This window comes from Nocardia sp. NPDC058497, from assembly GCF_042720195.1.
GTDB lineage: Bacteria > Actinomycetota > Actinomycetes > Mycobacteriales > Mycobacteriaceae > Nocardia.
The window spans coordinates 1-8,713 of the sequence record NZ_JBHXMY010000229.1 but is presented as its reverse complement, the minus strand read 5'-3'; the positions used below and the strand labels follow the sequence as shown (position 1 = coordinate 8,713).

Annotated in this window: 9 protein-coding genes; 4 read left to right on the top strand and 5 right to left on the bottom strand. The window is 71.0% G+C overall.

Annotation, left to right across the window (positions count from 1 at the left end):
• Positions 1-8: 8 nt before the first annotated feature.
• On the bottom strand, positions 9-992 hold the full coding sequence (locus ACFWPJ_RS17005; RefSeq protein WP_378852346.1) for a 5'-3' exonuclease H3TH domain-containing protein: 984 nt from the start codon (positions 990-992) through the stop codon (positions 9-11).
• Positions 993-1,133: 141 nt separating this feature from the next.
• Between ACFWPJ_RS17005 and ACFWPJ_RS17000 the strand changes: the two genes are divergently transcribed.
• Positions 1,134-2,261, top strand: coding sequence for a M24 family metallopeptidase (locus ACFWPJ_RS17000; protein WP_378852344.1), 1,128 nt, complete (start codon positions 1,134-1,136; stop codon positions 2,259-2,261).
• A 65-nt stretch (positions 2,262-2,326) separates the two neighbouring features.
• On the opposite strand, the gene ACFWPJ_RS16995 is transcribed toward ACFWPJ_RS17000, so the two are convergent.
• On the bottom strand, positions 2,327-2,725 hold the full coding sequence (locus ACFWPJ_RS16995; RefSeq protein ID WP_378852342.1) for a PPOX class F420-dependent oxidoreductase: 399 nt from the start codon (positions 2,723-2,725) through the stop codon (positions 2,327-2,329).
• A gap of 96 nt (positions 2,726-2,821) precedes the next feature.
• Here ACFWPJ_RS16995 and ACFWPJ_RS16990 point away from each other — a divergent pair, with 96 nt between their 5' ends.
• From ACFWPJ_RS16990 to ACFWPJ_RS16980, 3 genes are all read left to right on the top strand, one after another.
• On the top strand, positions 2,822-3,574 hold the full coding sequence (locus tag ACFWPJ_RS16990) for an SDR family NAD(P)-dependent oxidoreductase (RefSeq protein WP_378852340.1): 753 nt from the start codon (positions 2,822-2,824) through the stop codon (positions 3,572-3,574).
• Positions 3,553-4,806: a precorrin-6y C5,15-methyltransferase (decarboxylating) subunit CbiE gene (gene cbiE, locus ACFWPJ_RS16985; RefSeq protein WP_378852338.1), complete on the top strand. Its 1,254-nt coding sequence runs from the start codon at positions 3,553-3,555 to the stop codon at positions 4,804-4,806. The genes ACFWPJ_RS16990 and cbiE overlap by 22 nt, the downstream gene beginning before the upstream one ends.
• A gap of 263 nt (positions 4,807-5,069) precedes the next feature.
• The gene (locus ACFWPJ_RS16980) at positions 5,070-5,852 is read left to right on the top strand and encodes a cobalt-precorrin-6A reductase (RefSeq protein WP_378852348.1); all 783 of its coding nucleotides are present in this window, start codon (positions 5,070-5,072) and stop codon (positions 5,850-5,852) included.
• Here the strand turns inward: ACFWPJ_RS16980 and ACFWPJ_RS16975 are convergent.
• The 3 genes from ACFWPJ_RS16975 to ACFWPJ_RS16965 all read right to left on the bottom strand — a co-directional run.
• The gene (locus ACFWPJ_RS16975; protein WP_378852336.1) at positions 5,830-6,372 is read right to left on the bottom strand and encodes a PadR family transcriptional regulator; all 543 of its coding nucleotides are present in this window, start codon (positions 6,370-6,372) and stop codon (positions 5,830-5,832) included. The two genes, ACFWPJ_RS16980 and ACFWPJ_RS16975, sit on opposite strands and share 23 nt — an antisense overlap.
• A gap of 90 nt (positions 6,373-6,462) precedes the next feature.
• A complete protein-coding gene (gene cobJ, locus ACFWPJ_RS16970) occupies positions 6,463-8,178 on the bottom strand; it encodes a precorrin-3B C(17)-methyltransferase (RefSeq protein ID WP_378852334.1) in 1,716 nt (571 codons plus the stop codon).
• Positions 8,175-8,713, bottom strand: a 539-nt coding sequence (locus tag ACFWPJ_RS16965; protein WP_378852332.1) for a precorrin-8X methylmutase, incomplete at its 5' end; no start/stop codon positions are given. The genes cobJ and ACFWPJ_RS16965, both read right to left, overlap by 4 nt.

Below are 8,713 nucleotides of genomic sequence, written 5' to 3'. Positions count from 1 at the left end.
GCTGCGTCTCAGCGTCCCCCCACGCGCTGCACCGCCGTCAGCGCGGTGACCAGGCGGGTGATCGGGCTCTCGGCGTTGTAGGTGGTGGCCAGTTCCAGGAGCCGGTCCGGGTCGGCCGGTGTCGCGGGCAGGGTGTCCGGGCCGGACAGGATCACCTCGGCATCGCGCACGACCTGGACCACCGGCGCGGCGACCTTCAGATAGTCCTGTGCCGCAACCAGTTTCGCCCGCACACCCTTGGCCAGGTCGGAACCGGGGTCGTCCACGGCCACCAGCAGCGCGTCCAGCGAGCCGAACTTCGAGATCAGCTGGGCGGCCGACTTGTCACCGATGCCGGCGACGCCGGGCAGACCGTCGGAGGCGTCACCGCGCAGAGTGGCCATATCGGCGTAGGCAGGGCCCGCGTTCTGTTCGGGCACACCGTATTTCGCGGATACCTCGGCGGGACCGAACAGCTCGGCCTTGGCCAGCCCGCGGCCCGCGTAGAGGACCCGCACCGGCGGGGCCGGGTCGTCGCGGACCAGCTGCAGCAGGTCACGGTCACCGCTGACGACCACCACCGGATCCGTGCGTTCCCGGCTGGCGAGCGTGCCGAGCACGTCGTCGGCCTCGAGCCCCTCCGCGCCGCCGGTGCAGATGCCCGCCGCGGCGAGCACCTCCAGGATCATCTCCACCTGCGGGGTGAGCGTGTCGGGCACCTCCTCGGCGCCCGGCGCCGCGCCGCTGCTGGTGTCGAGCCGGTGCGCCTTGTAGGACGGCACCAGCGCCACCCGGAACGGCGGCCGCCAGTCCAGGTCGAGCCCGACGACGAGCCTGCTCGGCCGGTGCTTGGTGATCAGCGAGGCCACCATGTCGGTGAAACCGCGCAGCGCGTTCACCGAGCGCCCGTCGGCGCCCCTGAGCTTGTCGGGGATCGCGTAGTAGGCGCGGAACCAGAGGCTGGCGCCGTCGAGGATCAACAGGGGTCCGTGGGGGGTCTGGTCAACGGTCACACCGGTGATTGTGCCCCGAAGACGGGTCCCGGTGCCCGTGACGGCGCCGTCCTGGTCGCGACGCCGACCGTGGCACGATCCGATTCCGCTCCGGTTGCCGATACTGCGACGGTCGGTGCGGGGCGGGTAACGTCGCCTCTTATGAGCGCGCAGACGGAGACACGGTTCGCGGCGGAGGTCTACGGCAGGCGACTGGAGCGGGCGGTCGAGGCGATGCGCGCGGCGCATCTGGACGCCCTGCTCATCACGCCGGGCCCCGACCTGCAGTATCTGATCGGTTCGAGGGCCCAGTCCTTCGAGCGGCTCACCTGCCTGGTGATCACCTCCGACGGGGCAACCCCGGCGGTCGTGATCCCGAAACTCGAACTGGCGTCGCTGGCGGAGTCGGCGGCCGGTGAACTCGGGTTGCGGGTGCTGGACTGGGTCGACGGCGTCGATCCCTACCAGCTGGTGCACTCGACGCTGCACGCCGGTTCCCGCATCGCCGTGGCCGAGGCCATGCCCGCCCTGCACCTGATCCCGCTGGCCCAGTCCACCACCGGTCTGCCCGCCTCGGCGACACCGGTGCTGCGGCGATCGCGGATGATCAAGGACGACGCCGAGATCGCGGCGCTGCGCCGGGCGGGCGCGGCCATCGACCGGGTGCACGCCCGGATGGGGGAGTTCCTGCGCCCGGGTCGCACCGAATCCGAGGTGGCCGCCGACATCACCGCCGCGATTGTCGAGGAGGGCCACACCGCCGCGGCGTTCGTCATCGTCGGCAGTGGCCCGCACGGCGCCGACCCGCACCACGAGGTCTCCGATCGGACGATCCAGCAGGACGACGTGGTCGTCATCGACATCGGTGGACCCGTCGAGCCCGGCTACTTCTCCGACTCCACCCGCACCTATGTGCTCGGCACCCCGGGCAAGCAGGTCGCCGAGCAGGTGGCCCTGCTCGAGGCCGCCCAGGCGGCCGCTGTGGCCGCCGTGCGCCCCGGGGTGACCGCGGAGTCCGTCGACGCCGCCGCGCGCACCGTGCTCGCCGACGCGGGCCTCGGCGACGCCTTCGTGCACCGCACCGGCCACGGCATCGGCCTGTCGGTGCACGAGGAGCCCTACATCGTGGCGGGCAACGACCTGGTCCTCGAGCCGGGCATGGCGTTCAGCATCGAACCTGGCATCTACTTCCGCGGCAAGTGGGGCGCCCGCATCGAGGACATCGTGGTCGTCACCGAGGACGGCGCCGAGTCGATGAACAACCGCCCGCACGGTCTGACGGTTCTGTAAGCGGTTCGCGCACAGGCTGTTTCAGGGCGGGGGCAGGCGCCCGCGCTGTGTGGTTCGGGCGCAGGCTATTTCAGCGTGCTCGACGACAACACGCGACGCACCTGGATCGCGACGACGACACGCGTCGGGTTCTCGCGCGGCACCCGGTAGCGCTCGGTGTAGCGGCGCACGGCCTCCGCGACGTCGTCGGCCTCGCCGAGCACCGTCGCCGGCCCCTCGAGAGTGAGCCAGCGCGCCCCGTCGACCTGGCTCACCGCCGCATAGCCACCGCGTCCGGCATTGCGTGCCTTCACCGACGCGCCGTCGGTGATCACGCGGGCGATCCCGCTCTCGGGATCCCAGGTGAAGCCCACCGCGACCACATGCGGGGTGCCGTCGGCGCGCAGGGTGGTGAGGGTGGCGAGGTGCCGCTCGGCGACGAAAGCGAGGGCGGCGGGGGAGAGTTGTGCGGTGGCGGTCGGCATGGGGAAACGGTAGCCGGGCCGATCATCGGCCGGGTCCGCGGGTTTCGGCTCTCGACCTGGATCCGCGACCGCGGTCGGATCGGGCAGACTGACCCCATGGGAAAGCAGCAGAACGACGGACCGGTGCTGGTCCTGGGCGGGCGCAGTGAGATCGGCCTCGAGGTGGCGCGCAGACTGGCCCCCGGACGCGTGGTGATCCTGGCCGCCCGCCGGTCCGACGCGCTGGACGCCGAGATCGAGCAGGTGCGCGCGGCAGGCGCGAGCGCCGTGCACACCGTGGAATTCGACGCCGACGACACCGCCGCCCACGCACCGCTGCTGGACAAGCTCGCCGCCGAACACGGTGGCCTCGCGACCGCGGTCCTCGCCTTCGGCGTCCTCGGTGATCAGGAGCGCGCCGAACACGACCCGGCGCACGCGGTCGCCGTCGTGCACACCGACTACGTCGCCCAGGTCAGCGTGCTGACCACCCTCGCGAACCTGATGCGTGCCCAGGGCTCAGGCCAGATCGTCGTCTTCAGCTCTATCGCGGGCGTCCGCGTGCGCAGGGCGAACTACGTCTACGGATCGGCCAAAGCGGGCCTGGACGGCTTCGCCAGCGGCCTCGGTGACGCCCTGCACGGCACCGGCGTGCAACTGCTGCTGGTCCGATCCGGTTTCGTGATCGGTCGCATGACCACCGGCATGGACCCCGCACCGATGTCGAGCACCCCCGATCAGGTCGCCGAGGCCGTCGTGCGCAGCCTGCACAAGGGCGCGACCCGCGTCGCTGTACCCGGCAGGCTCGCGGTGGCGTTCTTCGTGATGCGGCTGCTGCCGCAGTTCGTGTGGCGCCGGATGCCGCGGTGACCGAGGCGGAATGGGCGGGCCGGCCGATCGTGGTGGTCGGCATCGGCGCCGATGGCTGGTCTGGTCTCGGCGAGACCGCGCGAACGGCGATTCTGGAATGTGACGTCATGTTCGGCTCCCCGCGTCAACTGGCCTTGCTCCCGCCCGGTGATGCCGAACAGGTGCCGTGGCCGAGCCCGCTGCTGCCCGCCCTGCCGGAGTTGTTCGCGCGCAACGCCGATCGGCGTATCGGCGTCCTGGCCAGCGGCGACCCCATGTTCTACGGCATCGGCGTCACCCTCGCCCGCCGGTTCGGCGCACAGTCGCTGCGCGTGTTCCCGCAACCGTCCTCGGCGTCGCTGGCATGCGCGCGACTCGGCTGGCCACTGGCCGAGACCCCCGTGGTGAGCGTGGTTGCCCGACCGTTGCCGACGGTTCTGCCCGAGCTGGCCGACCGCCGCCGTGTCCTAGTGCTCAGCGAAGACGAGTCCACCCCCGCCCAGCTGGCACAGTTGTTGTCCGACAACGGGTTCGGCGATTCCACGCTGACAGTCCTCGAACAACTGGGTGGCCCCGCCGAACGCCTGCTCACCGGCACCGCCACGACCTGGTCGCACCCCCACGGTGACCCGCTCAACATCGTCGCCGTCGAGTGCGTCGCCGACTCGGGCCGCCGTCGCGACACCCGCCTGCCCGGCTTGGCCGACACCGCCTTCACCGGCGACGGCCAGCTCACCAAAGCCGAGGTCCGCGCGCTCACCGTCACCGCGCTGGCACCGGCGCCGGGGGAATTGCTGTGGGATGTCGGCGGCGGATCGGGGAGCATCGCCATCGAATGGTGCCGCACCCATCCGCTGTGCCGTGCCGTCACCTTCGAACGCCTTCCCGCCCGCCGGGAACAGATCGCCGCGAATGCCACCTTCCTCGGCGTCCCCGGAATAACGATCCGCGGCGAGGTGCGCTCAGAGTTTGCCGATGCGGAATTTCCCGCGCCGGACGCGATATTTCTCGGCGGCGGTCTCACCCAGGACGGTGTGTTCGCGCAGTGCTGGCAGCGCCTGCGCCCCGGCGGCAGGCTGGTCGCCAACGTGGTCACCGCGGAATCGGAAGCGCAGCTGCTGGACTGGTCAGCCACCTACGGTGGCGTCCTGCGAAAATTTCAGGTCTACCGTGGCGAAGCGCTCGGTGGGTTCACCGCCTGGCGGCCACACCTGCCGGTCGCCCAGTGGATCGTCGGAAAACCCGCTGGTTAGCGGTGGATGAGCGCGCTGGTCCGATCACAGGCAGATCACGCGCAGATCACGGTAAAACCGTTCATGCAGGGTCGCGACGCCAGGAAAGTTACGAACCGAAGGTGTAAGACGCGTGCCTCGGGGGTAGGGTCGTGGCCATTCCGGTAAAGGAGTTACATGAAATACACGAGTTTCACCGCGCCCGCGGTGCAGGACACCACTATCACCGGCAGCGGCGGCGCGTCGCTGGCCGGCGCGGGTTCGGCCGGCGTCGGCAGGCAGCCCTGAGGGTCCTGATCCTCGGCGGCACGGGCGAAGCCCGGGAGCTGGCCCGGATCGCATCCGACGAGCGGGGGCTCGACATCGTGTCGTCCCTCGCCGGACGGGTCGCACATCCGCGGCTGCCGGTCGGTCCGGTACGCATAGGCGGTTTCGGTGGTGTCGAGGGCCTCCGAACCTGGCTGCGCGAGAACGCGATCGACGCCGTCGTGGACGCGACTCATCCCTTCGCGGCGCAGGTCAGCGCCCATGCGGCGACCGCCGCGGACGAACTCGGCATTCCCGCGCTGCACCTGCGGCGGCCGGAATGGGTGCAGCGCCCCGGTGACCTGTGGACGCGCGTGCCCGATCTGACGTCGGCCGCCGCGGCGCTGGCCACCCACGGTGAGCGGGTGCTGCTCACCATCGGCCGCCAGGGTGTCGGCGCCTTCGCGGGCTGTGCAGGGCGCCGTTTCGTCATCCGCTCGATCGACGCGCCCGCGGCTCCGCTGCCCCCGCGCTACGAATTGCTGCTGGCGCGTGGACCGTTTACGTTCGACGACGAACTCGTCCTGATGTCACGTCATCGGATCGATGTGCTCGTCACCAAGAACAGCGGTGGTGAACAGACCGAGGCGAAGATCGTCGCCGCCCGCACCGCCGGGCTCCCGGTCGTGATGATCGACCGGCCGCCGCTGCCCCTGGGCGCGGTGACGGTCGACGAGGTCGCCGCCGCCGTGGACTGGCTGCACGACGCCGCCGCGCACCGGGTGGGCTTACCGCAGGTCAGCCTGGGTTCGGCGCGGTGAAGATGCGCGGGAGCTTGTCGAACCAGTGCAGCACCGCGCGTTCGTAGGCGATGCCGAATTCGAGGGTGGCGCGCTGGTGCGGCGCGAGGGCGGTCGGGTCCTCGTCGAGGTAGTGGTCGAGGCGATCCTGATGGATGTTGCGGTTGGCGGCGATGATCCGATCGCGATGGGCCGGTTCGAGGTGCTCGCCGAAGGACAATGTCAGCAGCAGCGGCACCCGGATCGTCTCGGCGCCCGGATCGCGGGCGATCCACTCGGCGAACGCCTCACGCCCGGTGTCGGTGATCCGGTACGGTGTGCGCTCCCTGGCGCCCCGTTCGCCCTTGGTGACCAGACCGGCCGAATCCATGGCGGACAGTTCCCGATACACCTGGCTCTGGGTGATGGTCCAGAAGTCGCCGATGCGGAGCTGGGCCTGGGTGGCCAGGTCCCAGCCCGACATCGGACCTTCGTGCAGGAACCCGAGTAGCGAGGCCGCGGTGGAGTTCAGCGGGCGGCGTCGAGTCGCGGTATCGGTCAACGGTCAACTCCCTTCGAACTACATTCCTAAGTGGAATGTTACGCCCTGGGTGTGTCGGCAACCAAGAATGCCGGTGTTGCGGTGTGTTCGCTACTCGCCGGTGCCGTACCGGCGCGCGGTGAAGACCCTGGTGCCCTCGGCGGTGTCGAAGGCGGTGGTGGTGGACGCGCCGATGATGAGCAGCGTACGCATGTCCACCTCGTCCGGATCGAGCTCGCCCAGGGTGATCACCCGGACCGACTCGGTCGGCCCGCCGACATCGCGACCCAGCACCACTGGTGTCTCCGGCGGCCGGTGCGCGAGCAGGACATCGCGCATGGCGCCGACCTGCCAGCGCCGCTGCGAGGAGGCCGGGTTGTAGATCGCGATCGCCATATCCGCGGCCGCGATCGCCGAAAGTCGTTGGACGACAACATCCCACGGCTTGAGCCGGTCCGAGAGCGAGATCATCGCATAGTCGTGCCCGAGCGGCGCGCCCACCCGGCTGGCGACGGCATTGGCCGCGGTCAGCCCGGGCAGTACCCGCACCGGCACGTCCTTGAACTGCGGTTCGGCCGACACCTCCAGCACCGCGGCGGCCATCGCGAAGACACCGGGATCGCCCGACGAGACGACCGCGACGCGCGCGCCCCGCTTGGCCAGATCCAGTGCCATGGCGGCCCGTTCGGATTCGACCTTGTTGTCGCTGGCGTGCCTGCGCTGACCCGGCTGCTCGGGGACGCGGTTGATGTAGGTGGTGTAGCCGACGAGATCGGTCGCTTCCGCCAGCGCGGCGGTGACTTCCGGCGTGGTCCACGCGGTATCGCCGGGACCGAGTCCGACGACAACGACTTCGCCCGGCGGGCCGCCGAGATCGCCGGCTGCGAGTTCGGCCTGGTCGGCGGTCACGGACCCGGCGGGTGCGGACGCCGGGGGCGAGGCGAGGCCGCCGCCGATCGGCGGCGCGCCGACAGGGGTGTCGGACGCCGGCTCGGTGGTGGCCGACCCGGGTCGGCCTGCGTCAGCAGGGGTGCTCGGCGCTACCGCCTTGGTGTCCAGCGCGGTCGCAGGCTGCGAGCGGGTGACGATCGGCGTGGTCGGCGTCGGCCCCGGCACCAGGGTGATGGCGAAGTACGGCACATCGGCGTCGTCGACCTCGGCGGCGGCCAGCACACGTTCCCGGGTGCTGCTCGCGCGTTCCACGTAGTAGGCGTCGCCGAGCCGTCCGGAGTCCGAGAGTGCTTGGCGCACACCGGGATAGGTGCGGCCCAGCTTCATGATGGCGGCCGCGTCGGTGGTGCGCAGGCGCTCGGTCAGCTGGTCGACGGGCATGGTGCCGGGCAGCACGGTGAGCACCTGCTCGCCCTCGACCAGCGGGGTGCCCAGGGCGGCCGAGGCCGCGCTGACCGAGGTGATGCCGGGCACGATCTCGGCCTCGAACCGGTCGGCCAGCCGCCGGTGCATGTGCATGTAGGAGCTGTAGAACAGCGGGTCACCCGCGGCGAGCAGCGCGACGGTGCGCCCCGCCGCGAGGTGCGTGGCCAGCCGGGCCGCGGCCTGCTCGTAGAACTCGTCGATCGCGCCCTGGTAGCCGCCGGGATGATCGGTGGTCTCGGTGGTCACCGGGTAGACCAGGTGCTCCTCGAGCTGGCCTTCCCGCAGGTACGGCGCCGCGATGCCGCGCGAGATGCTGCGCCCGTGGCGCGCGCTGTGGAACGCGACGACGTCGGCTTCGGCGATGAGGCGGGCCGCCTTCACCGTCACCAGTTCGGGATCGCCGGGGCCGAGGCCGATACCCCACAGTTTGCCGGTGCTGATCTCACTCACTCCTGTTCGCTCGCAATCGCGTTGAGCGCCGACGCGGTGATCGCGCTGCCACCCCGTCTGCCGCGCACGGTGAGGAATTCGATCCCACCGAAGTCGATCAGCGCCTGCTTGGATTCGGCGGCGCCGATGAAGCCGACCGGGATGCCGATGATCGCGGCGGGCCTGGGTGCGCCGGCGTCGAGCATGTCGAGCAGGTGGAACAGCGCGGTGGGGGCGTTGCCGATGGCGACCACAGCGCCGTCGAGCTGGTCGCGCAGCAGTTCCAGCGCCGCCACCGACCTGGTGTTGCCCAGCTGCGCGGCCAGCGCGGGGACGCGCGGGTCGGCGAGGTTGCAGAGCACCGGATTGTCGGCGGGCAGGCGCTTGCGGGTGACGCCGGAGGCCACCATGTTGGCGTCGCAGAGGATCGGCTTGCCCGCGTGCAGGGCGGCGCGCGCCGCGGCGACCACCCCGGGGGAGGAGGCGGTGTCGCCCGCCAGGTCGGGCAGTGCACACCCCAGCTTAAAACCCACCGCCCCCCCCCCCAAATAGGCGG